24 protein-coding genes are annotated in these 25,526 nt (G+C 62.7%); 11 read left to right on the forward strand and 13 right to left on the reverse strand.

Going from position 1 to position 25,526, the window contains the following annotated elements:
- Nucleotides 1–20: 20 nt before the first annotated feature.
- A complete protein-coding gene (sixA, locus tag KY495_RS23610; RefSeq protein WP_219881693.1) occupies nucleotides 21–491 on the forward strand; it encodes a phosphohistidine phosphatase SixA in 471 nt (156 codons plus the stop codon).
- A gap of 274 nt (nucleotides 492–765) precedes the next feature.
- Here the strand turns inward: sixA and KY495_RS23615 are convergent, their stop codons facing one another.
- Nucleotides 766–2,133, reverse strand: coding sequence for a glutamine synthetase family protein (locus KY495_RS23615; RefSeq protein WP_219881694.1), 1,368 nt, complete (start codon nucleotides 2,131–2,133; stop codon nucleotides 766–768).
- A gap of 112 nt (nucleotides 2,134–2,245) precedes the next feature.
- On the opposite strand from KY495_RS23615, the gene KY495_RS23620 reads away from it, so the two are divergent.
- From KY495_RS23620 to KY495_RS23630, 3 genes are all read left to right on the forward strand, one after another.
- Entirely contained in the window at nucleotides 2,246–2,521 is a 276-nt protein-coding gene (locus KY495_RS23620; protein WP_307728226.1) for a DUF3606 domain-containing protein, read from the forward strand.
- Nucleotides 2,522–2,840: 319 nt separating this feature from the next.
- Complete coding sequence (locus tag KY495_RS23625) at nucleotides 2,841–4,175, forward strand: TrkH family potassium uptake protein (RefSeq protein WP_219881695.1); 1,335 nt, start codon at nucleotides 2,841–2,843, stop codon at nucleotides 4,173–4,175.
- A complete protein-coding gene (locus tag KY495_RS23630; protein ID WP_229518439.1) occupies nucleotides 4,165–4,866 on the forward strand; it encodes a TrkA family potassium uptake protein in 702 nt (233 codons plus the stop codon). The genes KY495_RS23625 and KY495_RS23630 overlap by 11 nt, the downstream gene beginning before the upstream one ends.
- A gap of 18 nt (nucleotides 4,867–4,884) precedes the next feature.
- Here KY495_RS23630 and KY495_RS23635 read toward each other — a convergent pair whose 3' ends face one another.
- Genes KY495_RS23635 through alr form a run of 4 tightly spaced genes read right to left on the reverse strand, consistent with a single transcriptional unit; the run spans nucleotide 4,885 to nucleotide 8,198 of the window.
- Complete coding sequence (locus KY495_RS23635; protein ID WP_219881696.1) at nucleotides 4,885–5,304, reverse strand: GFA family protein; 420 nt, start codon at nucleotides 5,302–5,304, stop codon at nucleotides 4,885–4,887.
- A gap of 48 nt (nucleotides 5,305–5,352) precedes the next feature.
- Nucleotides 5,353–5,694, reverse strand: a complete 342-nt coding sequence (locus KY495_RS23640) for a PilZ domain-containing protein (RefSeq protein ID WP_219881697.1) — start codon at nucleotides 5,692–5,694, stop codon at nucleotides 5,353–5,355.
- 16 nt (nucleotides 5,695–5,710) lie between these two features.
- A complete protein-coding gene (radA, locus tag KY495_RS23645) occupies nucleotides 5,711–7,087 on the reverse strand; it encodes a DNA repair protein RadA (RefSeq protein WP_219881698.1) in 1,377 nt (458 codons plus the stop codon).
- A complete protein-coding gene (gene alr, locus KY495_RS23650) occupies nucleotides 7,080–8,198 on the reverse strand; it encodes an alanine racemase (protein WP_219881699.1) in 1,119 nt (372 codons plus the stop codon). Before alr ends, radA begins: the two co-directional genes overlap by 8 nt.
- 128 nt (nucleotides 8,199–8,326) lie before the next feature.
- Here alr and lplT point away from each other — a divergent pair, with 128 nt between their 5' ends.
- Entirely contained in the window at nucleotides 8,327–9,589 is a 1,263-nt protein-coding gene (gene lplT / locus KY495_RS23655) for a lysophospholipid transporter LplT (RefSeq protein WP_219881700.1), read from the forward strand.
- Between the two features lie 4 nt (nucleotides 9,590–9,593).
- On the opposite strand, the gene KY495_RS23660 is transcribed toward lplT, so the two are convergent.
- From KY495_RS23660 to tsaB, 4 genes are read right to left on the reverse strand one after another with little or no spacing between them, the layout of a single operon-like run.
- Nucleotides 9,594–10,568: a DUF1853 family protein gene (locus KY495_RS23660; RefSeq protein WP_374040974.1), complete on the reverse strand. Its 975-nt coding sequence runs from the start codon at nucleotides 10,566–10,568 to the stop codon at nucleotides 9,594–9,596.
- Nucleotides 10,569–10,572: 4 nt separating this feature from the next.
- Entirely contained in the window at nucleotides 10,573–11,436 is an 864-nt protein-coding gene (locus tag KY495_RS23665) for a uracil-DNA glycosylase (protein WP_219881702.1), read from the reverse strand.
- Nucleotides 11,433–11,903 carry a ribosomal protein S18-alanine N-acetyltransferase gene (gene rimI / locus KY495_RS23670; protein WP_219881703.1) on the reverse strand — a complete coding sequence of 157 codons (471 nt, stop codon included), beginning with the start codon at nucleotides 11,901–11,903 and terminating at the stop codon, nucleotides 11,433–11,435. The genes KY495_RS23665 and rimI overlap by 4 nt, the downstream gene beginning before the upstream one ends.
- Entirely contained in the window at nucleotides 11,900–12,598 is a 699-nt protein-coding gene (gene tsaB, locus KY495_RS23675) for a tRNA (adenosine(37)-N6)-threonylcarbamoyltransferase complex dimerization subunit type 1 TsaB (protein WP_219881704.1), read from the reverse strand. The genes rimI and tsaB overlap by 4 nt, the downstream gene beginning before the upstream one ends.
- 65 nt (nucleotides 12,599–12,663) lie before the next feature.
- Between tsaB and KY495_RS23680 the strand changes: the two genes are divergently transcribed.
- Nucleotides 12,664–13,089: a co-chaperone YbbN gene (locus tag KY495_RS23680; protein ID WP_219881705.1), complete on the forward strand. Its 426-nt coding sequence runs from the start codon at nucleotides 12,664–12,666 to the stop codon at nucleotides 13,087–13,089.
- Between the two features lie 16 nt (nucleotides 13,090–13,105).
- Here the strand turns inward: KY495_RS23680 and KY495_RS23685 are convergent, their stop codons facing one another.
- The gene (locus KY495_RS23685; protein ID WP_219881706.1) at nucleotides 13,106–16,222 is read right to left on the reverse strand and encodes an EAL domain-containing protein; all 3,117 of its coding nucleotides are present in this window, start codon (nucleotides 16,220–16,222) and stop codon (nucleotides 13,106–13,108) included.
- 182 nt (nucleotides 16,223–16,404) lie between these two features.
- Between KY495_RS23685 and KY495_RS23690 the strand changes: the two genes are divergently transcribed.
- Nucleotides 16,405–16,911: a DUF1993 family protein gene (locus KY495_RS23690; protein ID WP_219881707.1), complete on the forward strand. Its 507-nt coding sequence runs from the start codon at nucleotides 16,405–16,407 to the stop codon at nucleotides 16,909–16,911.
- Between the two features lie 439 nt (nucleotides 16,912–17,350).
- On the opposite strand, the gene KY495_RS23695 is transcribed toward KY495_RS23690, so the two are convergent.
- Nucleotides 17,351–17,551, reverse strand: a complete 201-nt coding sequence (locus KY495_RS23695) for a DUF1289 domain-containing protein (RefSeq protein WP_219881708.1) — start codon at nucleotides 17,549–17,551, stop codon at nucleotides 17,351–17,353.
- Entirely contained in the window at nucleotides 17,535–18,101 is a 567-nt protein-coding gene (locus KY495_RS23700; protein ID WP_219881709.1) for a DUF1415 domain-containing protein, read from the reverse strand. The genes KY495_RS23695 and KY495_RS23700 overlap by 17 nt, the downstream gene beginning before the upstream one ends.
- Before the next feature lie 443 nt (nucleotides 18,102–18,544).
- On the opposite strand from KY495_RS23700, the gene KY495_RS23705 reads away from it, so the two are divergent.
- The 4 genes from KY495_RS23705 to KY495_RS23720 all read left to right on the forward strand — a co-directional run bounded on the left by KY495_RS23705 (nucleotide 18,545) and on the right by KY495_RS23720 (nucleotide 24,275).
- Nucleotides 18,545–19,921, forward strand: coding sequence for a transglycosylase SLT domain-containing protein (locus KY495_RS23705; RefSeq protein ID WP_219881710.1), 1,377 nt, complete (start codon nucleotides 18,545–18,547; stop codon nucleotides 19,919–19,921).
- 386 nt (nucleotides 19,922–20,307) lie between these two features.
- Complete coding sequence (locus KY495_RS23710; protein ID WP_219881711.1) at nucleotides 20,308–21,708, forward strand: DEAD/DEAH box helicase; 1,401 nt, start codon at nucleotides 20,308–20,310, stop codon at nucleotides 21,706–21,708.
- 356 nt (nucleotides 21,709–22,064) lie between these two features.
- A complete protein-coding gene (locus tag KY495_RS23715) occupies nucleotides 22,065–23,582 on the forward strand; it encodes a dienelactone hydrolase family protein (protein ID WP_219881712.1) in 1,518 nt (505 codons plus the stop codon).
- A gap of 51 nt (nucleotides 23,583–23,633) precedes the next feature.
- A complete protein-coding gene (locus KY495_RS23720; RefSeq protein ID WP_219881713.1) occupies nucleotides 23,634–24,275 on the forward strand; it encodes a DUF4272 domain-containing protein in 642 nt (213 codons plus the stop codon).
- Between the two features lie 33 nt (nucleotides 24,276–24,308).
- On the opposite strand, the gene senA is transcribed toward KY495_RS23720, so the two are convergent.
- Nucleotides 24,309–25,454, reverse strand: a complete 1,146-nt coding sequence (gene senA, locus KY495_RS23725; RefSeq protein ID WP_374041019.1) for a selenoneine synthase SenA — start codon at nucleotides 25,452–25,454, stop codon at nucleotides 24,309–24,311.
- Nucleotides 25,455–25,526: the final 72 nt, after the last annotated feature.

The following is a 25,526-nucleotide window of genomic DNA, read 5'->3' on the forward strand; positions in this document are numbered from 1 at the left end:
CGAGCAAGGAAGGAGCGAACATGGACCTCATCTTATGGCGCCACGCGGAAGCGGCCGATGCCGACGCCGGCGAAACCGACATGGAGCGCGCGCTCACACCCAAGGGACACAAACAGGCGCGGCGCATGGCCGACTGGCTCACCGCGCAACTGCCCGAAGGCTGCAAGATCCTGGTCAGCCCGGCAAAACGCACGGTGCAAACGGCTGAAGCGCTGGGCCGGAAGTTCAAGATCGTGCCCGAAATCGGCCCCGGCGCCGACGAGGAAGATGTGCTCGATGCGGCCAACTGGCCCAACAGCAAGGAGCCGGTGCTGGTGGTGGGCCACCAGCCCACGCTGGGCCAGGTGGCGGCAGTACTGCTGTCAAGCCAGCCGCTGGACTGGGAAGTCAAGAAGGGCAACGTGTGGTGGTTCGTGCAGCGCGATCCCGACGACGTCTACAGCCTGTACCTGAAAGCAGTCATGGGCCCGGACATGGTCATGAAATCCTGAGCCGGTTCCAGCCGCAAAACGCTCTTGCATTACGGCCCGGGAGTGCTACATTGAAACTGCTCCCAGGCTGGGGAGAAGTACTGGAAAGGCAGGGAAACATCATGTTGAGCGCACTGGTATTTGCCGCACTGGGCGGCATGGCTGGCTTCGTCGCCTGGGAATGGATCCAGGAGGCACGGGGCGGACGCCATCGGCTACGCGATCGCTATCACGAATAGCACTGGCCCATCGGGCCCACATCAAGCGGCGTTCAACGCCGCTTTTTTTTAGGACACTAGACGTGCAGCAGCAAGTGCTCGCGCTCCCACGGGCTGATCACGGTCATGAATTCCAGGTGTTCCTGGTCCTTGATGGCTGCGTACACATCAATAAAGCGCTCACCGAGCACTTCGCGCAGCTTGTCTTCGGCGCGCAGCATGGCCAGCGCTTGCGGCAGGCTCGATGGCAATTCAAAGTCGAGCGCCTGGGCGCTGCCGGAGGCAGGCGCCCCCGGTTCAAGCTGCTCCGTCATGCCCAGGTAGCCGCAGGCCAGGGTCAATGCAAAGGCCAGGTAGGGATTGGCATCAGCCCCGACCACGCGGTTTTCGATATGCCGTTCCTGGGGCGCCGCTTCCGGCACCCGGAAGCCGACCGTGCGGTTGTCGTGGCCCCACTGCATGTTAATCGGCGCGCTGGCATTGCGCACCAGGCGCCGGTACGAATTGACATAAGGCGCTGCCAGCGCCATGGCGGCAGGCATGTAGCGCTGCAGGCCGCCGATGAAATGATAAAAATGGCGTGAGGGCGCTCCGTCAGGATTGCTGAACAGATTGCGCCCTTCCCTGTCGAGCACGCTCTGATGCAGGTGCATGGCCGAGCCCGGCTCAGCTTCCAGCGGCTTGGCCATGAAGGTCGCGTACATGCCATGGCGCGACGCCGCTTCGCGGATCATGCGCTTGAACAAGAACAGATTGTCGGCCATGGCCAGCGGTTCGCCGGTGAGGAAATCCATGCCGATCTGGCCGGCCCCGAACTCGTGGATCAGGGTGTCCACATCGAGTTCCATTGCGTCGCAATAGTCGTAAATATCCTCGAACAGGGGATCGAATTCGTTGACAGCATCAATGCTGTACACCTGGCGGCTGGTTTCGCCGCGCCCGCTGCGGCCAATGGGCGACTTGAGCGGCTGGTCGGGATCGGCATTGCGGGCCGTCAGGTAAAACTCGATTTCCGGACGGATGGCAGGCGCCCAGCCGTGGCCGGCGTACAGCTTGAGCACCCGCCGCAGCACCGAGCGCGGCGCAAAGTCGACCAGCGTGCCATCGGAAAAATGGCAATCGTGGATCACCTGCGCGGTCGGGTCCTGCGCCCACGGCACCATGGTGATGGTGGCCGGGTCGGCCTTGAGTATCATGTCGCGGTCGGTGGCGGAAATGGCGCGCAGGTAAGCCGCGTCATGCTCCGGGTAGTTGCCGGTGACGGTCATGCCCAGCACGGCCTCGGGAATGCGCATGCCGCGCTCGTCCGCGAATTTGGCCCTGGGCAGGATTTTGCCGCGGGCCACGCCCGTCAGGTCGGGCACCAGGCATTCAATTTCCGTGACCTGGCGCCCGTTGAGCCACTGGTCCATCTCGGCGTAAGTAAAATTTTTTCTGCTGGACATCCGCGCCTCCACTGCGGAGTGGCAGCGCGGCGCACGCTGACACTCACCGTTGTCAATAACTATACGTTAGCAGATTTCCACGCAGTTTGAAAATCGCCCAGCCGCAGGCAGTGTGGCGCAGCGAACCGACGCCGGGATCGGCCCGCCCTATGATTGCCTCATTCATTACCTGGAGAAGACCATGTCCGACGACCTGAACAATCGTGGCCCTGCCGACCGTGCCCGCATCAACCTGTCGGAACAGCACGAGATCAATTACTGGACGGTAGCCCTGGGCGTACCGGAAGACGAACTGCGGCGCCTGGTGGCCGAAGCCGGCAACAGTGCCGAGGCCGTCCGCGAGGCGCTCGCGAAGAAGAACCCGCCCAGCATCCTCATCGAACGCTAGCCATCGCCGCACTGCGGAAGCTTGACCCACCCGCCGTGCGAGGATTGCCAAGCCCCTGCCATGGCGCATGCGGCCAGGCGCCTGCACGCGCCGCCGGAACGCGGGTTTCCGGCTCCCGAACAAGGTTGGGCGGCCGGTTTCCCGTTATACTTGCACGTTTATACATTTGCTCAACGCCCGTGCGTGAACAGCTGACAAGCGGCGCGCGGTCCCTGAGCACACTATGACCTTGCGCTGCCGCTAATATAGCAGTGCGTGGCCACCGGCATGCCTGCGGCCGCCGCCGAAATTGCAGCGGGCGCAGGAACTGATCACCAAGATGATAAGACAACGATTACTCCACCCGGCGCGCATCGTGGCCATTGCGTTTCTTGTGGCAATAGCGATTGGCACGACCTTGCTCATGCTGCCGTTTGCCCGGACGGGAGCGGGATCGGCGCCCCTGCTCGTGGCCCTGTTTACCGCGGTGTCTGCCGTCTGTGTCACGGGACTTGCCGTGGTCGATACCGGCACCTACTGGTCCCCTGCCGGCCAGGGCTTGATCATGTTCATGTTCCAGATCGGAGGATTCGGCATGATGACCGGCGCCACCCTGCTGGGCCTGATGGTCAACCGCTCGCCAAGGCTGCGCCTGAAACTCATCACCCAGACCGAAACCCATTCCCTGGGCCTGGGGGACGTGGCCAACGTGGCCAAGCTGGTCCTGGTCGTCACGGTGACGTGCGAACTGATCGTGGCCACCGTGCTGACCCTGCGCTTTCATCTGGCGTATGGCCTCGACTGGCAGCAGGCTGCGTGGAGCGGCCTGTTCCACGCGGTGTCGGCCTTTAACAATGCCGGCTTTTCCATCCACGCCGACAGTGTCATGCGCTACGCGCCCGATGCCCTGGTGCTTTTGCCCATCATGCTGGCCGTGATCATTGGCGGCATCGGCTTTCCCGTGATTGCCGACCTGCGCAACAAGACCTGGTCGCCGCGCAGCTGGTCCTTGCATACCAAGCTGACACTGGTCGTCACGGGCTTGCTGCTGCTGATCGGCTTTGTCGGTGTACTTTTGTTTGAGTGGAACAATAGCAACACCCTCGGTGCCATGTCGGTATCCGACAAGCTGCTGGCTGCCTCCTTTACCTCGGTGTCGGCGAGAACAGCGGGCTTCAATGCGATCGACTTTGCGCTCGCTACCCGCGAAACCTGGGCCATGCATTACTTTCTGATGTTCGTGGGCGCCGGCAGCGCCGGCACCGGTGGCGGCGTCAAGGTGGGCACGCTGGCCATCCTGTTCCTGCTGGTGGTGGCGGAATTGCGTGGCCAGCCCGACAGCGAAGCCTATGGCCGCCGGGTCGGCACCTCGGCCCAGCGCCAGGCCATTACCGTGGTGGCACTGGGCAGCGCATCGATTGTGATTGGCACCACCATCCTGCTCTCGCTCAGCGATGCGTCCACCGACCGCATCATCTTTGAAGTCATTTCCGCTTTCAGTACGGTCGGCCTGTCCACCGGCATCACCGCCGACCTCCCCCCGGCCGGGCAATATGTACTGATCGTCCTGATGTACCTGGGCCGGATCGGCACGGTCACCCTGGCCACTTCACTCATACTCAGCGAGCGGCGCATGTCGTATCGCTATCCCGAGGAGCATCCAATTGTTGGGTAGAATCTTTACAGAGCAGTTCGCATTTTCCGCCGGCGACAGCGTGCTGGTCATTGGACTGGGCCGCTTCGGCAGCTCCGTGGCGCAGTCGCTGATCCGCCTCGGCCACGATGTCATGGGCGTGGACACGGACAGCGACCGCGTGCAGCACTGGGCGGACCGGCTGACCCACGCGGTGCAGGCCGACGCCACCAAGGAAAGCGTGATGCTGCAACTGGGGGCGGCCGATTTCTCGCATGCGATCGTGGCCATTGGCGGTGACATTGCCGCCAGTCTCCTGACGCTGATGGTGCTGACCGAACTGGGCATCAAGGATATCTGGGTCAAGGCCCTGAACCACGAGCACGGGCAGCTGGCAAAGAAAATGGGCGCCCATCATGTGGTCATGCCCGAGGCAGACATGGGCGAGCGCGTCGCGCACCTGGTCACCGGCCGCCTCATCGATTTTCTGGAGTTCGATGACGGTTTCGCCATCGCCAAGATCCATGCCCCGGTCATGACCCATCACAAGACCCTGACCGAGTCCCGGGTGCGGGAGCAGTTTGGCGTGACGGTGGTGGGCGTCAAGCGTGCCAATACGGATTTCCAGCACGCGACTGCGCAAACCTCGGTCGAGCCTGCTGATTTGCTGATTGTCTCCGGCCCGACGCGCAAGATCGAGATGTTTGCCAGCGCCACCAAAGCGAAGAAATAGCGGCGCCGGGGGCCGGGCTCAGGCGGGCGCCGGCGGCGACTGCGGGAAGTGGGGAATGTCGGCATCCAGGCACACCCACGCTTGCGCATCAGCCGTGTAAATATCGAGCATGGGCTTGAAGGCCGAACAATCGTCCAGGGTGGGAAAGCGGATCGACGTGACATGGGGATTGGCGGCGCTTTGCGTCAGCAGGGGCGTGCCGCATGCGGGGCAAAAACTGCGGCTGACCAGGGCGCCGCTGCTGCCTTTCACGGTGTAGTACCTAGGCTCGCCGGTCAAGGCCAGGTCGGCTGTCATGATGACCACGCCCGAGGCAAACGGCGCGCCGCTGGAAACCTGGCAATCGCTGCAATGGCAATTGAGCATGGCCAAGGGCGCGCGCGCCACCGTGTAGCGAATGGATTGGCAGGCACAGCCGCCGGAAAATGCCTGGTCCATCGTGAACGCTCCTTGCCGCGATCGATGCAGCACAGATCTGCATCCGGATTAATGGATAAACCGTGAAATGGCGGCCATGGCCGACAGTTCCAGATTCATGAAGCGAAAACCCACCTTGAATTCGCCATTACTGAGAATACAGTACTGCGCCTTGGCCTTGATGGCAATCGATTGCACTTTCCCGTCATGAAACAGTTCAAAGCGCACCATGCCCACCGCCCCGTGCGGCACCGCCTTGGGCGTGACCAGTCCCAGCCCGTCACCGCCCACATCCATGGTGCGGGCCATGAGCGTTTCGCCATCTTCCAGGGTCAGTAAGGCCTTGACCTTGAGCACCTTGCGCACGCCTGTGCGCTGTTCCTTATGCACTGCCGATCCGTTGTTCTGCATGCCGCTCACCCATTTGCTAATCCAGTTCCCGTAATTTATTGAAGGCTTCGTCGATCCGCTCCACCGCCACGATCGTCATTCCTTCTATCTTTTGCTTTGGTGCATTCGACTTGGGGATCATGGCAATCGAGAAACCCAGCTTTGCCGCTTCCCGCAGCCGCTCCTGCCCCCGCGGGGCGGGCCGGATTTCGCCGGCCAGGCCCACTTCGCCAAATACCACCAATCCTCGCGGCAAGGGTTTGCTGCGCATCGAGGAATTTATTGCAAGCAATACTGCTAGATCGGCAGCCGGCTCCGTAATCTTTACCCCTCCGACAGCATTTATAAACACATCCTGGTCAAAAGCGGCGATCCCGGCATGGCGGTGCAGCACCGCCAGCAGCATGGCCAGGCGGTTTTGCTCCAGGCCCACCGACAGGCGCCGCGCATTGGGCAGGTGGCTGGTATCGACCAGGGCCTGGATTTCCACCAGCAAGGGGCGCGTGCCTTCCTGGGTCACCATCACGCAGGAGCCGGGCACTTGGCTGTCGTGCTGGGACAAGAACAGGGCCGACGGGTTGGATACCCCTTTCAAGCCTTTTTCCGTCATGGCGAACACGCCCAGCTCGTTGACGGCGCCAAAGCGGTTCTTGATCGCGCGCACCAGGCGGAAGCTGGACTGGGTATCGCCTTCAAAGTACAGCACCGTGTCGACAATGTGCTCGAGCACGCGGGGTCCGGCCAGCGCGCCTTCCTTGGTCACGTGGCCCACCAGAATGATGGTAATGCCGGTCTGCTTGGCCAGGCGCGTGAGCTGGGCCGCGCATTCGCGCACCTGGGCCACCGATCCGGGCGCCGAGGTGAGCGCATCCGAATACACGGTCTGGATCGAATCGATGACCGCCACTTCCGGTTTCAGGTCGGCCAGCGTACCAAGGATCTTCTCCAGCTGGATTTCGGCCTGCAGTTTCAGCGCGCGCGTTTCCACGCCCAGCCGGCGTGCGCGCAGGGCAATCTGGGCGCCGGATTCTTCGCCGCTCACGTACAGCGTGCTCTTGACGGCCGCGATATTGGCCAGCGCCTGCAGCAGCAGGGTCGACTTGCCAATGCCCGGGTCGCCGCCGATCAGCACCACGCCGCCCGGCACCAGGCCGCCCCCGAGCACGCGGTCAAATTCCTCGATGCCGGTGCCAAAGCGCGGCACGTCAATCGCTTCGATGTCCGACAGCGACAGTACCGGCGCCGTTTGCGCCAGGCTCTTGTGCTGCTGGTTCGACAGCCGGTTCACGCCCGGCGCCTCCACCACGGTCTCTTCCATCGTGTTCCACTGCTGGCAGGCGGGACACTGCCCGGTCCACTTGCTGGCCACGCCCCCGCAATCACTGCAGGTGTACTGGGTCTTTACCTTAGCCATGCTGCCCCGCGTTGGTTGTCAAATCAGCTTCCAGCATGCGCACGCGCGGTGCCACCGCGCACATGAGTTCGTATCCGATGGTGCCGGCGGCGCTGGCCACCTCGTCCACCGGCAGGCCGGCACCCCACAGCACCACCGGGCTGCCCACGCGGGCGTGGGCAATGGCCGTCAGGTCCACCGTCAGCATATCCATCGATACCCGGCCCACCAGTTCGGTGCGCACGCCGTCCACCAGCACCGGCGTGCCCTGGTCCGCATGGCGCGGATAGCCGTCGGCGTAACCGCAGGCCACCACGCCAACGCGCATGGGCCGGTCAGCGACAAAGCGGCTGCCGTAGCCCACCGTGTCGCCCGCAACAATGTCCTGGATGCCAATAATCTCGCTGGCCAGGGTCATGGTGGGGCGCAGGCCGAACGCTTGCGCACTCTTGCCCCCGGGCGAGCCGCCGTACAGCATGATGCCAGGGCGCACCCAGTCATTCGACAGCGCGGCCTGCAGCTCCTGCTGATGCAGCACGCCGCCCGAGTTCGACAGGCTGCGCAAGCCCGGCAGGCCCCTGGCGCCCTGGCAAAAGCGCGCCACCTGCTCATGGATGGAAAGGCGCGGGTGCTCCAGTTCGTCCGCATTGGCGAAATGGGTCATCAGGGTAATCTCGCGCACGGCCGCGATGGCGCGCAGGCGCGCATAGGCATGGGGAAAGGCATCGGGCGTGAAGCCGAGGCGGTTCATGCCGGTATTCATTTTCAAATGCACATCGATTGGCCCGGCCAGCCCGGCCTGCTCGAGCATGGCAATCTGCTCGACCGTGTGGACCGTGCTATTAATATGGTGGGTGGCCAGCATGGCCACGTCGGCCGCCTCAAAAATGCCTTCGAGCAGAAGGATCGGCTTGGTCCAGCCCAGTTCGCGCAGGCGCAGCGCGCCCTCCGTTTCGATCAGGGCCAGGCCGTCGGCCTCGGCGAAACCGCGCAAGCCCCGTTCCAGGCCGTGGCCGTAAGCATTGGCCTTGACCACCGCCCAGACCCTGGCGGCGGGCACGCAGGCGCGCGCGCGCGCCAGATTATGGCGCATGGAATCGAGGTGAACGGTCGCGGTAATGGGCCTTGGCATTGGGTCAATCGGCAGTAAAAAGAGTTCCGTATTTTACCGGACGGCGCCCCGCGCTGCGCGCTGTTTTCTTTGGGATCAAGGCTATTCATGGTATAAAGCAACCCACATCAGTTTATAGAACTTAACGAATGAACCGTGGTTTTTACACCATTATGACGGCGCAGTTCCTGTCGTCGCTGGCCGATAACGCCTTGCTGTTCGTGGCGATCGACCTGCTGATCCAGATGTCGGCACCAGATTCACTCAAGCCCCTGCTCAAGCTCTCGTTCGTCCTGTTCTACGTCCTGCTGGCCGCCTTTGTGGGTGCCTTTGCCGATGCGCTGCCCAAGGGCCGCGTCATGTTCATTGCCAACCTGGTCAAGATTTTTGGCTGCACCCTGCTGTTCTTCCACGTCCATCCCCTGCTCGCCTACGCCGTGGTGGGCTTTGGCGCGGCCGTCTATTCGCCCGCCAAGTACGGCATCCTGACCGAACTGCTGCCGCCGGAAAAGCTGGTGGAAGCCAATGGCTGGATCGAAGGCTTGACCGTCATGTCCATCATCCTCGGCACCGTGCTCGGCGGCGCGCTGGTGAGCAATGCCGGTTCGGCCTTCATGCTTGGCTTCGACCTGCCCCTGGTCGACACCATGATCGATACCACCAGCGAAGCGGCATTGACGGTGGTGGTGATCATCTACGTGCTGGCGGCACTGTTCAACCGCCGCATTCCGGAAACGGGCGCCGTGTACGAACACCAGGAACGCAATCCGGCCAAGCTGATTGCGGACTTTGCCAACTGCTCCGCCATCCTGTGGAAGGACAAGCTGGGACAGATTTCGCTGGCCGTCACCACCCTGTTCTGGGGTGCCGGCGCCACGCTGCAGTTCATTGTGCTCAAGTGGGCCGAAAAGCAGCTGCACATGCCGCTCGATAAAGCCACCACCCTCATTGGCGTGGTCGCCATTGGCGTGGCCGCCGGCGCCGCCCTGTCGGCCAAGACCATCCCGCTCAAGAAGTCGCTCACCGTGATCCCGCTCGGTATCGCCATGGGCCTGGTGGTGATGATCATGACCATGGTCCACTCGGTGGCCCTGGCCTACCCGCTGCTGATCCTCATTGGCGCGCTGTCGGGCTTTTTCGTGGTGCCCATGAACGCGCTGCTGCAGCACCGCGGCCACGTCCTCATGAGCGCCGGCCACTCCATCGCGGTCCAGAACTTCAATGAAAATCTGTCCATCCTGACCATGCTGGCGCTGTACGCCATCATGATCGTGCTGGACGTGAACCTCAATACCATCATCATCATGTTTGGCGGCTTTGTGGCCGGTGTCATGTTCCTCATCATGCGCCTGCACGCGGCCAACCAGCGCCAGAAGGATTCGCTGGCCCTGATCGGCGAACACAAACACTGAGCGCTCAGGAAGCCGGCGCGGCGAGCTTTTGGCGAAAAGCGGCGCGCGCGCGCCAGTCATCGGGCACGATGAAGCCGCGCGCCGTTTCCACGCTGTGTCCCTGCTCCTGCCTGACCACCGCCACCAGCACCGGCATCGGCACGCGCGTGAACTGTTCGGCAAGCTGCGCCTGCAGCGCGGCGGCGTCGAGGACGGCCTCCCCTTCGGCGCTGCCCGTGGGCAGGGTACCGCGATAAGGCGCCAGCCATTGCAGGCGTGGCAAAATCACGAAGCTGCTTGGCCCCAGCTGCGCGAGCTCCGACAGCTGGCACCAGAAACCGCGGCAGTGGCGGCTCGAAATGGCCGGGTCCAGCGGCCCGGCTGCGGCCGGATAGAACAGCCAGCCTTTCACCAGCGCGCGCGCCCGCACGACCGGCCGTGGCAGCACCGCCTGCGCCGCCGGGTGGCTACCCAGCACCAGCTGACGCTCGATAATCTTGCGCATCTTGGCGCCCAGGCTGTCGGCCAGGTTGGGGCCGACAAACGTATCAAGGCGCTGGGCCGCCGCGCCTTCGAGCAGATAAAACTTGGTCGCAAATTCAATGTGCTCCACGCCGTCAGGACCGGCATCGAGCAGGAAATCGAATTCGCCAATGGTGTCGTTGCGGGTGGCGCGCACCTGCAGGCCGTGCGCCACCAGCATGCCGTGGGAACGGAAATAAAAGGCCATGAGCTTTTCCGCGTACAGGCCAAGGCGGGTGTAGACCCGCTCGCCCAGTTCTGCCAGCAGCGGCGCCGGGTCGGCGTCGAGGGCCGCCAGCCATGCAGCCGTATCGGCATTCACGGGGCCGAGGGACGCAATCTGCCCTTCCCAGTGCGGATCGGCAGGGTCGAGCAGGTCGGGTGCGTCGAGCAGCCAGGCCAGTGCGCGCACGTGCGGCTGCGTGAGGTTGCCGAAGCGGCTGGCAAAGGATGCCTGCGCTGATGCGGGCGCAGGCAAGGCGCTATCCGGGCCGGCCGTCATGGGTCCGGGCCAGGCACAGGTCAGCCCACGCCAGGGCCTTGTCGGCGCCGCGCCGCAGCAGTTCGCCCGGGTGCAGCGTGGCGACCAGCTTCACCTCCCTGAACGCGTGCACCTGCCCGCGCGAACCGGCCAGCGCTTCCTGCAGCGGCTTGTCCTGCAAGGCGTTGGCGGCGATCTGGCCAAGCGTGAGCACCATGGAGGCGCCGGTGAGTGCCACCTCTCGCTCCAGGTAGGGGCGGCAGGCGGCTGCTTCATCGGCCGTGGGCGCACGGTCGCCGCCACTGGCGCTGACGGGTCGGCACTTGATCAGATGGGTCACGTAGGCGCCGCGTTCACGGGTCAGGTCCACCGCTGCCAGCATGTTGTCGAGCAGCTTGCCGGCGTCGCCCGACAGCGGCGCGCGGGCCTGCTCGTCGGCGGCGCTGACGGCACCAGCGGCGACTACCCAGGTGGCGGCGCGGTCGCCCGCGCCGTGCACGGCCCTGCGCGGCGGCTTGCAGTGGCCGCAGCGGGTGCAGCTGGCGATGGCATGCTTGAGCTGCGACCAGTCCATGCGTGCAATGTCTTCGTCCGTAGGTGGTGCCGGTTCGGATTCATCGCCCCATGCAGATTCGGTGGTATGCGCGGCGGCAGGGGCGGCGGCAGGCTGCGGCGGATTGGCGTACGGCGGCGCGCTCAGGGGCGTGTGGACCCGGGCCGTCGGCGCGGCCGCCGGATCGTGGGCCAGCGGCTCGGGCGCCGCTTCCGTGGGAGCATGTGCCCCATCACTGTCAGCGCGCACCGTCCACAATGGCGTGATGCCCATCTCCTGCAAAAAGGCCGCGGCGCGGCGGTCGAATGTCATAAGGCGTACCTCATCACGATGGCGTCTTCGCGCTGGCCATTGTGGGCCGGGTAGTAGCCCTTGCGGCGCCCGATTTCGGTAAAGCCATAGCGTTCATACACCTGCAGCGCGCGCAGGTTGGTGGGCCGCACCTCCAGCAGCACCGATTGCATCGACAGGCCGCGCGCGCAGGCCATCACCTTGTCGAGCAGGTACAGGCCAATGCCGCGGCCCTGCTGCTGCAGATCGACGGCGACATTGAGCAGGTGCGCCTCGTCCACCACTTCCATCAGCATGAAGTAGCCCACCAGCGCCCCGCCGTCGTCGCGCAGTACCCAGCCGTGATAGCCGCTGGCGAGCGAATCGACGAAATTGCCGTGGGTCCAGGGATGCGGATACACGCGCCGCTCCAGCGCATGCACGTCATCCACGTCGGCCACCACCATGGGCGCGTACAGGAGCTGGTCGTGTTCGCGCACTGCGCTCATGCCGCCGCCTTGGCCGCGTTGATGACCTGGCGCTCGGCACTGGTGTAGGCGATCTTGTTCCGCAGGTACAGGGGCTGGGCGTCGGCCGCCGCCATGATCTCGCCGCGCGCCAGCGCCGCCTGCGCCAGCTGCGCGATCTGCTGCGCATGCGGCATGATGTCTGGCCGGGCGCCTGCCGCCCAGGCGTGAGCGGCAAAGGCCTCTGGATAAGCCCCAATGCCGTTGCCGCAGGCAGCCAGGCCTTCCACCGCCAGTGGTGACACAGCCTCGGGCGCGCACAGTGCGGGGCCGGCGACCAGGTCCGCGCCCCGGTATTGCGCCCAGTAGACTTCGCCCATGCGCGCGTCCAGCACGGCCAGCACCTCGGTGGCGCCGGTCTGCTGGCGGCAGGCCAGCGCCATGGCGTCCAGCGTGACCAGCGCAATGACCGGCAGGCCGGCGCCGTAGGCCAGGCCCTGGGCAATGCCGCAGGCGGTGCGCACACCGGTGAACGAACCGGGACCTGCGCCAAAGGCGATGGCGTCGCACTCGGCCAGCGCAATGCCGGCTTCGGCCAGCAGTTCCTGCACCATGGGCAGGATGGACTGCGAATGGGTGCGCACGCCATTGGAGGCACGCGCCAGCAGGCGTTCGCCGTGCAGCAGCGCGCAGCTGGCGGTCTCGGATGACGTTTCGATGGCGAGAATGGTAGACATGCCCGTATTTTACCCGAGCCGCCCCCGGCTGGCAGGGCAAACCGGGGCAAGGTAGAATGCCGCACATGCACAGCCACACCCTAGACGCCGCCAACCGCGACACCACCGCCGACGCCCTTGCAGCCGGGGGCTGGATCGTGGCCTGCCTGTGCGCGGCCTGGTGCGGCACCTGCGGCGCCTACCGCGCCGCGTTCGAGCACCTGGCCGCGCGCCATCCCGACAAGCACTTCGTGTGGATCGACATTGAAGACCAGGCCGAGATCGTGGGCGACCTCGATGTCGACAATTTCCCTACCCTGCTGCTGCAAAAGGCGGACGTGGTGGCGTTTTTCGGCACCATGCTGCCCGATGCAGCGCTGGCCGAGCGCCTGATCCAGGCCCAGGCCGGCCAGAGCGACGACGAGCTGGCACGCCTTGCCGCCAGTTCTGCCGAGCGGCGCCAGTGGCAGCAGCAGTGCAACCTGCGCGTCCTGCTGGGTAACGCCGCCTGACACGGGGGCCAGGTCCTCAAGGCTTCCAGTTCTCCAGCATCACGTCGGGCAGGATCGGTCGGCTGTAAAAATACCCCTGCGCCAGATTGCAGCCATGGCGCAGCAGGAAGGCGGCCTGCTCTTCCGTCTCCACACCTTCCGCAATCACAGACAGATTCATGCTCTTGCCAAGCTGGATGATCGCAATCGCAATCGCCTCGTCGTTGACATCGGTGGAGATATCCTTGATGAAGCTGCGGTCAATCTTGAGCGTCTGCACCGGCAGCTGCTTGAGGTAGGCCAGCGACGAGTAGCCGGTGCCGAAATCGTCAATCGCCAGGCCCACGCCAATCGAATGCAGGTCGTTGATGAACACCAGCGCGTCGCCCGTATTCATGATCATCGACTCCGTCACCTCCAGCTGCAGGCGCTGCGGCTCCAGGCCCGTCTCGCGCAATATCTCGGCCACCATATTCACGATGCTGCCGCGTTCGAACTGCTTGACCGACAGGTTGACCGCGATCTTGGGCACATACAGGCCCGCCTCCTGCCAGCGCACCATCTGACGGCACGATTCGTACAGCACCCACTTGCCCAGCTGGTTGATGAAACCGGTGTCCTCGGCCAGCGGGATGAAGCGCACCGGCGTGACCACGCCCAGCTCCGGATTCTCCCAGCGCACCAGCGCTTCCACGCCTATGAGCCGGCCGGTGTCGATTTCCACCTGCGGCTGGTAATTGAGGAAGATCTCGTTGCGGTCGATCGAGCGGCGCAGCATCGCTTCCAGGCGCAGGCGCTCGACACCCTCGCCCGTCATGGACGGCGCATAGAACTGGTAGCCATTGCGCCCGCGCGCCTTGGCCTGGTACATGGCCACATCGGCATTGCGGATCAGCATATTGAGGTCTTCCGCATCATCGGGATAGACGCTGATGCCAACGCTGCCGGTGACGAACAGCTCATAGTCCGAGACCGTAAACGGCATCTCGAACATGGCCATCAGCTTTTCCGCCACCTGGCCGGCGCCGAACTGGCTGTCGATATTTTCCAGCAGGACGATGAACTCGTCGCCACCCAGGCGCGCCAGCGTGTCGCCATCGCGCAGCTTGCCCTGCAGGGCGCCGGCGACCTGCTTGAGCAGCTCGTCGCCCACGTGGTGGCCCAGCGTATCGTTGACGTTCTTGAAGCGGTCCAGGTCAATGAACAGGATGGCCAGGCGCTGATGGTCGCGCGAGGCGCGCTGGAGCGCGTGCTGCAGGCGGTCGTGGAACAGCAGCCGGTTCGGCAGCGACGTGAGCGGATCGTGATGCGCCATGTGATCGAGCTTGTCCTGCGACTCCTTGGCCTTGGTGATGTCGCTGAACACGCCCACGTAGTGCGTAATCTCGCCGGCGTTGTCGCGCACGGCCGAAATGGTGAGCCACTCCAGGTACTGCACGCCGTTCTTGCGCCGGTTCCAGACTTCGCCGCGCCAAAAGCCGCTGTCGGCAAGCTCGGTCCACATCGCGGTGTAGAAATCGCGGTCCTCGCGCGAAGAGCGGGTCAGGCTCGAATCCTGGCCGATTGCCTCAAGCTCGGTGTAGCCGGTGATCTGGGTGAAGGCCGGATTGGTTGCCACGATGCGGCCATCCAGGCCAATCACCATCACGCCATCGGCAATGTGTTCGAGCACCGTGGCCGACAGGCGCAGCTTTTCTTCGGCCACGCGCCGCTCGGTGACATCGGCATAGACCCAGATGCTGCCTTCGTTGGGCTGCAGCGGATCGAGCGCGCGGCCCGACACCAGGCACCAGAAGAGCGAGCCATCGCTGCGGCGGTACTGGCGCTCCTCGCTGAAATCCTGCTCCAGCGCCAGCGCCGGATACTGGACCAGGCCAGCGGCCTGGAAGTCGGCATCGCTCGGGAAGATGACGGCGGTGGACTCGCCCACCAGCGCGCCGTTCGGATAACCAAACAGTTCCTCGCAGCGGCGGTTGACCGACACCACGCGCCGTCCGCGCACGAACATCACGCCGAACATCACGTTGTCGAGGATGGCCGACTGCTCGGCCAGCAGGCCCTCGATGCGCATTTCATTATGCTTGCGGTCACTGATGTCGGAGATGATCCCGTCGATCCAGGCCGCGCCGGTGGCGTCGTCCTTTTGCGGCTGGCCGTTTTCCGAGACCCAGCGCTCGATGCCGAGGGCGTCGCGGATCCGGTATTCGATGTGATAAGGCTTGCCGCTGGCCAGCGCCCCCTGCACCGCGCGCACGTGGTTGCGGCGGTCCGCGGGATGGACGATGTCGGACCACTTGTCCGACGAACTGCGCATCAGCAGCGACGCCGGGTAGCCGGCGATATCCTCAATCGCATCGCTGACAAAGTCGATGGGGCCACCCGGACGCACCCGGAACACGGCGCCCGGCACCTGGGTAACGATGGTGCGAAAGCGCTCTTCACGGCGGCCGATATCCTCGAACAGGTGCTTGATCGCCACCCGCATCTGCTCCATCTGACTGGCCAGGCGGCCCAGTTCATCGTCGCCGCTCAGGTCAAGGCGGGTTTCAAAGTCGCCATGGGAGAGGCGGTCGGAAAACTTCATCAGCTTGCGCAGCGGGATCAGGAGGCGCTTGTTGAGGAACAGGACGATGAGCAGCAGCGACACGGTGAGCTGAAAGGCCAGCACAAAGGCGTAATTGGATTGCTTGCTGCGCAGCTCCTGCTGGCTGCGGGCGTCGTCCATTTCCACGATGATGTGGCCGATGCGCTCTCCGCGCACTAAAATGTCGCGCTCGGCGCGGTAGACATTGCCGATCGGCCGGTTGGGCGAGCGCACATTCATGAACTGGGTGTCGGACTGGCCGATCACCTGGATTTGCAGCACCGAGCGGTCACGCATCACCGATTCGACCAGCGAATTGGCCGATTCGGCATTCATGTTCCACAGCGACTCCTGCATGCCCAGGGCGAGGATGTCGGCGTTGCGCTGCAAGGACTCGTTGAGCGCAGTCTTGGCCGAGCGCTGTTCCTGCACGCCGACCAGGACATAACTGCCGATGATTGCCGGAATGACCAGACCGCCAAAAACAACCAGTAGTAAAGCGCCATAGATCGACAAACCATACAGCTTGCCTAACCTGGCGCGGAAACGTTGATAGGCGGTCTTAGGCATTCAGGTGGCCGGTACTCGTGTGCTCATGCATGCGCGATAGGGAAAGCTTTTCTAAACGGAATTATGCACGGAAAGTGACGGCGAGGCCATGCCGGGTTCCGTGGCGCGGGGCAAAGTGTGGGGCAGCAAGCGCAAAGGGCTGCGACTTGTTATGATCGCAGCACTTTTTAAAGGGGAACCCCATGACATTTTCCATGTATGAAGCATCGGTACCGGTATTCAAGCAAATCCTGACGAGCCTGTCGTCCATCCTGGAAAAAGCCGAAGCGCACGCGGCAGAGAAAAAAATCGACCCGCCCGCCCTGCTGCAGGCGCGGCTGTATCCAGACATGTTTCCGCTGCTGCGCCAGGTGCAGGTGGCGTGCGACTTTGCCAAGGGCGCCGCGGCCCGGCTGGCCGGCGTGGACGTGCCCCGCTATGACGACACCGAGCAGACCTTCGCCGAATTACGCGCCCGCATCGCCACCACCCTGGCATTCATCGACACGCTGCCGCAAGATGGCTTGGAAGCAAGCGCCCAGCGCGACATCACCACTGGCAGTGGCGAGAAAGCCAAGCATTTCAAGGGCCAGGTTTACCTGATGCACTACGCGCTGCCGCACTTCTACTTCCATGCCACAACGGCGTATGCCATCCTGCGCCATAACGGCGTGGAAGTCGGCAAAAAAGACTTCATCGGCAGCTTCTAAGCCGGCTGGCTATATATTAGAGACCACGCGCCCCCGAGGCGCGTTTTTCACGCCCCCGCCGCCTGCCCGGACGCTCTGCCCACCCGGGGTCAGACCACCTAAACCGGCCAAAATCAATTTCCTCCTCAAAAACAGCCGCCATTTCGTGCCCTAGATCACTTTCCCTAAACCAGGGTCAGACCACTTAAACGGCGTTTTTGCAACGCTTTTGAAACAGTCTTACCGCTGAAAAATGGCCCCCTGCGGGGGTGCCTGCCCGCGCAGTTTGCCCAAGCTCATGGTAGATGCAGGTAATTGCAAAATCAGGGAACCCAAAAGAGGGTATTTGCCCCCTGGTGGTCTGACCCTGGTGTTAGGAAACAGGGAACTCAATTGGGGCGGTTTGGAGGGCGGTGGTCTGACCCTGGTGAAGGGAAATTGTTGGTGGGACGGACTGTGCTTATGTGTTGCGGCGGGGGTAGCCCTGGCTGAGGATGCGCACCCAGACCACTTCCTTTTCCGCCGCCGTCATCGATACCCAGTGGGCAACTTCCACAACGGTGCGGCCGCAGCCGCGGCAGACGTCGTCAAAGGTGGTCGAACACACCGCCACGCACGGCGTGTCCGGCCGCTCGGGCAGGGGCTCAGGCTGGACCGACATCGAGCTTGTCCCAGCCATCATGGCCCAGTTTTTCCATGGTCTCGATGTTCTTGTCGAATATCTCGGATGCTTCGGGGAAGGCTTCCACCGCCCGCTCGATGCTCTCTTCCCGCAGCAAATGCAAGATGGGATACGGCGCCCGGTTGGTGAAGTTGCTGATGTCGTTCTGGTCCGTATCGGCAAACTGGTAGTCCGGATGGAAGCTCGCGACCTGCAATTCGCCATCAAGCTGCATGTCTTCCACCGCCGCATCGGCCACATCGAGAAACTCGTTGTAGTCGAGGAAGTCGTTGAGCACAAAAGGATGGATCAGGAGCGTGGTGTCGATTTGCTCAGGATCGGTGTCGGACAGCAGTTGCAGTTCGTTCATCAGCGTTTCGAGCAGCACTTCAGGCGTGGTCGCAGGCGACACCACATACCGGATTTGCTCTTTGACGTGCACTGCCTTGGCAAAGGGACACAGATTCAGGCCGATGACTGCTTTTTCCAGCCATTTTTGCGTGGCGGCGATGACTTGCTCATCGTCGGCATGCGGGTTGCGGGTGCTCATTGTGATACTTTCATGAAGTCTTGGCGCCGGGCGCAGTCCCTAAATTGTAACGACTCTTTGCCTGAGCTCATAGTTCTGCACAGGGAGATGCGCTACTTTGGTCCCATGCTGGCTGAATTGGTATTACTTTAAAGCATTTCCGCCGCATCGGCGGGATGCGCTCCGTTACTGCCGGGTTAGCGCGCATCTCCCCGTGGAGTTGTCGACATACTCCCCTGGGGTATGCATTAATGCCCATACAATTTTTATACGTATCCTTGCCATTTTGTTCGCATACCCCCCGGAATTGGTCTGGGCTGGTCTTGCAGCAGCGTGCCGGAATGTTGTCAAACTAATTGCCGCGCACGCCGTTAATTGGCTTGACGTGTAAGCCTAAGCCTACGTACACTCCGAACTTCTCTGTCGCCAGTCCAAAGTTCCAGGACGCAACTATGGAAAGTGCTATGACCGAAATTACTCGCAACAAAACAGCGCTCGCAGTATTCGCTCTCATGCTCGCTCCGGCCCTTAGCCACGCCGAGATCCTTCCAGAAGCCGCACCAGAAGGCGCAGCTTACGCCCCTGCCACTTCCGTAACCGCCGCTGCCAAGCCGGCATTGCCGACACCGTTCGTCAAGGTGGATGAATTCAAGGAAACCGATGTCTGGGGCCGCATCCGCACGGGTTATGCCATTCCCGATATCAATAACGCACTCGTACTCAAGCATACCGACGCCTACAGCGCCCGGCCCGAGTACCTGACCCGCATTTCCAACCGCGCCAGCCGCTACATGTTCCATGTCGTGCAGGAATTGGAAAAGCGCAATATGCCTACCGAGCTGGCCCTCTTGCCCATTATCGAGTCCGCATTCAACCCGCAAGCCTATTCCAGCGCCGATGCCGCCGGCATGTGGCAGTTTGTGCCGGGTACAGGGCGCGATTACAACTTGAAGCAAAACATGTTCAAGGACGAGCGCCGCGGTGTGCTGGCCTCGACCGATGCCGCTCTGTCCTATCTGCAAAAGCTGTACACCATGTTTGGCGACTGGCCGCTGGCCCTGGCCGCCTATAACTGGGGTGAAGGCAATGTGCAAAAGGCAATCAAGCGCAACCAGGACATGGGCAAGCCGACCGATTTCGAGTCGCTGGCCGACCTGATGCCTGCCGAAACGCGCAATTACGTGCCCAAGCTGCAGGCGGTCAAGAACATCATCGCCAACCCGGCCCAGTACAATGTGTCGCTGCCGGTCATCGATAATGCGCCCTACTTCACGGCCATTCCCAAGCGTAATGATATTGACCTGGTCCTGGCAGCCCAGCTGGCCGAGTTGCCGCTGGACGAATTCAAGGCGCTCAATCCCCAGTTTAACCGTCCGGTCATTACCGGCAGCGAGAACACGAAGATTTTGCTGCCGCAAAAGAATGCCGAGAAATTCCAGCTGAACCTGGCGCAATGGGGCCGTAACCTGTCGACCTGGACCACCCACAAGATCACCGGGGCCCGCGAAACGATTGCCTCCCTGGCCAAGCGCTTCGATACCACGCCCGACGTGATCCGCCAGGCCAACAACATTCCGGCCAAGTCCGGGGTGCGCGCCGGCTCCACCATCCTGGTACCGAAGACGGCAGCAACCATGCACACCGACATTGCCGACCATGTTGTCGATACGGCCGTGCTGGCCCTGAAGGCGGAAAGCACGGGCCGGAACAGCCGCCGTGGCGCCAAGATGAGCAACGCCCAGCGCCTGAAGTCCAAGGTTGCGGAAATTCGCAGCCGGGTCACCAAGCGCCAGGTGAAGACCGCCGCCGCCTCACCGCGCAAGAAGCCGCGCAACGGTTAAACACTGCCCCGCAAGCCGGCACATGCCGGCTTTTTTTACCGCCAGGCGCCCGCCCGCCGCGCGCACGATTCGGAATTATCTATACAAGTACAGTGAAAGTACTGTATAGTCTCATTTGTGCGCTGCAATACGTTTCTCGCAAGGCGAGCCTCCGGCAGTACATTTGATTGAGCAGTACCTTTAGCAGCTTCGCAAGCCTGGGCTTATCCATCCGATAGCCTTCTAAAGCCCTCCCGCCTTTGGTGTCGCACCTGACACCGTCCCGGCGCAAAGCTTTTGTGCCGAAATTTCTTTCTACCTGAGTCATTTCGTTGTTTGGTTGGCGTTGCTATTTTGCGCTCTGAGTTTTGTGCTCGGGCGCTGATCTATACCGAAAGAAAAAATACATGAGTTTTGAAGCACTAGGCCTCCACGCGTCCATCGTCAAAGCAGTGACCGACGCAGGTTATACCAAGCCAACCCCGGTGCAGGAGCAAGCTGTTCCTGCCGCGATCGAAGGACGCGACCTGCTCGTGTCGTCGCAGACCGGTTCGGGCAAGACCGCCGCTTTCATGCTGCCGGCCCTGCACAAATTCGCCGTCGCCGAACAGTCGCCTGCGGCCAAGACCGCTGCCCAGGAAGCGCAATCGGCGCGCGCCCGCGGCGAGCGCCCACGTTTCAAGCCAGCCCAACCTAAAATGCTGGTCCTGACCCCCACCCGCGAACTGGCTTTGCAGGTGACCACCGCTACCGAAAAATACGGCACCCAGATCCGCCGTATCAAGGCTGTCTCGATCCTGGGCGGCATGCCTTATCCCAAGCAGATGCAACTGCTGTCGCGCAATCCTGAAATCCTCGTCGCCACCCCTGGCCGCCTGATCGATCACATGGAGTCGGGCAAGATCGATTTCTCCGAGCTGGAGATTTTGGTACTCGACGAAGCCGACCGCATGCTGGACATGGGCTTCATCGATGACATCGAAAAGATCATTGCCGCCACCCCGGCCAACCGCCAGACCATGCTGTTCTCGGCCACGCTGGACGGCATGGTGGGTAACATGGCGCGCCGCATCACGACCAATCCGATGACGATCCAGATCACCGGTTCGGCCAGCAAGCACGAGAACATCTCGCAGCGCGTGCACTTCGTCGACGACCTGTCGCACAAGAACCGCCTGCTCGACCATCTGCTCCGCGACGAAACGCTGGACCAGGCCGTGGTGTTCACCGCCACCAAGCGTGACGCCGACACCATCGCCGACCGCCTGAACATTGCCGGTTTCTCGGCCGCCGCGCTGCATGGAGACATGCACCAGGGCGCCCGCAACCGCACGCTCGACGGCCTGCGCCGCGGCCAGGTCAAGGTACTGGTGGCAACCGACGTGGCAGCACGCGGCATCGACGTACCGAACATCACCCACGTGTTCAACTACGACCTGCCGAAGTTCCCCGAGGACTATGTGCACCGCATCGGCCGCACCGGCCGTGCCGGCCGCAATGGTCTGGCCATTTCGCTGGTCAACCATGCAGAAGGCATGAACGTCAAACGCATCGAGCGCTTCACCAAGCAGCTCATTCCGGTCACCGCCATCGAAGGCTTCGAGCCAAAGAAGACGGCGTCGGCACCGCGTTCGGCAGCCCGTCCTGGCAGCTGGAAGCCGGGCGACAACCGCTCGGCAGCCAAGCCAGGCCAGCGCACCTTCAGCAAGCCAGGCGCACCGCGCAAGGAAGGCAGCACCGGCGGCGGCTACAAGGGTTCCAACCCGCGTTCGGCTGACGGCGCGCGCCGCTCGTACGGCGACCGCTAATCGCCAGCGCCGCGCGCGCTGATGATGCAATAGAAACGGCTGTTTCGGTTTTCCGAAGCAGCCGTTTTTTTGCGTGGGTCGCATGGATCGCCAAGACGCCTGTGACGGGTAGTCATCCTGAGGACTTCGCCGCGTCGGTCGATCCAAATGAAAACGCTTCTGTTTGCTCAGATTTTTCTTTCAGTCAGCTGTTACGGAAGGAAGCCGCTCTCCAATAGCGGCAGCCGCTGATGGGGCGGAGCCATTTCACATTGCACGAACGCCCCACTGTTCAAATTGATCCAATTCATTTCCAATCCACGCCGGCGAGATGTCGGCATGTTGCTTTTTTAGCATACCGGCGCCTATACTGCCGTATGAAAACACCACTCATCTTTGTAATCCTGTTCAATGTTGCCTCGTTCGCCGCCGTGGCAACGCCTGTCAATCCCCTGATCCCGGAACCAGGCCCCCACGCCGTTGGCCTGCGCATCGTCCAACAATATGACTACAGCCGCGTGCTGGAAGCGCAAAGCGATGTCTTCGGCAAGACGACACGCGCAGAGAGCGCCCGTCCGATCCAGACCCTCGTCTGGTATCCGGCAGCGCGCAACACGGCGGCGCCCATGCTGATCGCCGACTATCAGCAGGCTAGTCTGTTTGAGACCAACTTCAGCTTCTCCGCAACGGAAGTGGCCAAACAACGCGCCAGCTGGTTGGCCAGCCCGCGCAAGGCTCTGTTCAGTGCCTCAACGCTGGCGGTGCGTGACGCCACGCCGTCCGTCGGAAAGTTTCCGGTGGTGATTTACGCCCCTAGCTTTGCCAGCTCTGCGCATGAAAATCTGGACTTGGCCGAATACCTCGCCAGCCATGGCTACGTGGTTATCGCCAGTCGCAGCCTGGGCGCCCGCTCGGTCATGATGACCGACGACGTTGAGGGCGTGGAGGCGCAGGCGGCCGATATCGCGTTCCTCTCGAACTATGCCCACACCCTGCCGCAGGCTGATATCAGCAAGGTGGCGGCCGCGGGATTTAGTTGGGGCGGTATGGCCAACGTGTTCGCGGCTGCAAAATCGAGCCGCATCAAGGCGCTGGTCAGCTTGGATGGCTCAATCCGATTCCATCCAAAAATCTGGGGCGCGGCCAGCTATGTACGGGCAACGCGCACCAGCGTGCCGATGCTATTCATCGGTGCGCGCGCACCGACAGCGGAGGAGATGGAAACATCGGACAAGCTGGGCCCCAGCTACCTCAATACAATGAAATTCTCGGACGTTTACGTCACCACCATGCACCCCATGCGGCACACGAATTTCAATTCGCTGGGCATGCGTTTCGCGCAGGACGCCAGCTTCGGCGACTACCAGCGAGCCGACGTGGTACAGGCCTATCGCAGCAGCGTGCTCTATACACACCGCTTCCTGGACGCTTACCTGAAGGGCGACACGGCATCGCTGGCATTTCTCCAGCAGTCGCCCGTCAAGAACGGCATTGGCCCGCAAGTGATGTCGATGCGTTACTCGCCAGCCGCCCAGGAAGCGCCGAGCGAGCCGGCCTTCTTGCGCGCCTTTGCCAAGGCAGGCTTCAAGGACGCGCAATCGATTTATACGCACATGACGGCCAGCGCGCCGGACTTCAAGCTGCACCCCATCAGCCTCAACCTCCTGGGCTACCAGCTGCTGCGCGCGGACAACGCGCGCGGCGCCGTTGACCTGTTCAAACTGGCCACGTACATCGAGCCGACATATGGTGATGCGTTTGACAGCGAGGGCGAGGCCTACGAGGCAATGGGCGAGAAGACACTGGCGATTGCCGCCTACGAGAAAGCAGTCGCCGTGGACAAGGACCAGGCCAACGCCGCCAATCGTATCAAAGCCCTCCGCGCGGCGCGCTAAGGGTCACCCCACCACTACGACATCCCATTCGGCCACCACCTGAAAGTAGACATGCTTGACCCTGACAACGTAAAACGCTCATCCGAAGTCATCATTAGGCAAATGGGTGGCGAAGTCTTGGATCATTTACCGACCATAGGCACAGAAGAAATTTCGCTCCGCCCGTGCGCAGAGATTGCCGAACGCGCACTGATATTGCACGTGCTCGTAGCGCTATCGTTCGGTATGCCCCGCGAAATGGGCCGCGACTGGCTATCGAAGCATGGCTTGACTGCGCAGCTATCTCGAGAAGAGCGCACGACGCTTGAGGGGAAGGGCCCGGTCGATGAGGCCGATCGAAACTACTTGCGTTGGAACATCGAATATCTATACACGTCGTTATGGGCTGGGTCCCTGGTTGCTTCTCTCGATCCGGTTCAAGACATTCCAGACACTCTCGCGTCGACCCTGCCTGATCTGAAAACCTGCGAGTCACCGGACCGCTTTCTGACGCAATTTGCCTTAAGACCGCTGCCAGACCTGTACGCACAGCTGGACCTGTTTTACCGCGCCCACTGGTATGCCAAAAACTGCAGCTTGACCGGCAGGGATGTTGGTGATTTTCACCCTGGCGTCGTAGAGACGCGCCGCAAGATGCTGGAGTGGCTGATGAACAGCGAGTCTGACTGGGACAACGTAGAACTGAGTACCTGAACAAGGCGCAAGCCAGCAGGCGCGCGATGAGAGTCAGTAGGCACAGGTGCGAAAGCCGACAAACATGTCGTCGCGTTCGGGCAGGTAGAAATTGCGAAAACGCGCGCTGGCAAAGCGTGCCGGCGTGGCAAACGAAGCGCCGCGCAATACCTGGTGGCTCATGAACCAGGGCGCCGAATACTCGCGGTAGGGCCCCGCCTCGAAGCCCGGATAGGGCTCGAACGGCGACGCAGTCCACTCCCACAGCTGGCCCCAGCGAAACCCAGCCTGCCCCGACAGGGCCGCGTACTCCCATTCCGCCTCGGTCGGCAGGCGGCGCCCGATCCACGCGCAGTAAGCCTGCGCCTCGAACAGGTTCACGTGGCGCACCGGTTCGGCCGGTGCCAGCGTGGACAGCCTTCCCAGCCGCAGCGCGCGCCACTGCTGGCCATCGCGCTCCCAGTAGCGCGGCGACGAGCGCTCCTGCTGCATCAGCCACGCGCTGCCTGCCACGCTCCAGAACTGGCGGTTCTGGTAGCCGCCATCGGCCATGAATTCGGCGTACTGCGCATTGGTCACCAGGCCGGTGTCGACCTCAAACGGCGCCACATAGCACTGGTGGGCCTGGCGCTCGTTATCGAACGCGAAGCCGCCTTCCTGGGCGCCGAGCATGATGGTGCCGCCCGGGTAGCTGATGGCGGCGTTCGGCGTAGTAGAGGGCTCGTCGCGCGACAGTGCCGGCGGCACCGCCACGCCCAGCGTCTGCAGGGTGTAGAGCAGGGCCTCGCCGTGCATGTCTTCGTGCGCCAGCGCCAGCCGGTAGGGATACAGCGCTTCATCGGTGCCGGCCGCGCGCGAGAGCTTGTCGAGCACCCGGTCCAGCACTTCGTGGCAGTAGGTCTTGAGCGCGCCGCTGGCAGGCAGGTCGAGCGACCAGCGCATGCGGTGCGCTACCGTATTGGAATCGAACCAGTCGTCGCCGCGCGTGAGCATCGAGGTGCGCTCGGCCGCGGCCGGGTGGCTCGATGCCGCCTCGCGCAGGATGTACCACTCGGCGAACCAGGCAATGTGGCCCAGTTCCCACAGCGGCGGATTGATGGTGGCGATGTAAGGCAGGCGCGCGCTGACGTCATAGCCTGCGTTGGCCAGGCAATCGAACAGGCTCAGCGTATAATTTCTGGCCCCCTGCAGCGCTTCCATCAGTTGCTGGGGCCTGGCATGGCGCAGCGAAGGCGAGGTCGGTGTAGTCTTCGGGTTCATGTATGGATTGTA

Source organism: Massilia sp. PAMC28688, assembly GCF_019443445.1.
Taxonomy (GTDB): Bacteria; Pseudomonadota; Gammaproteobacteria; order Burkholderiales; family Burkholderiaceae_D; genus Telluria_A.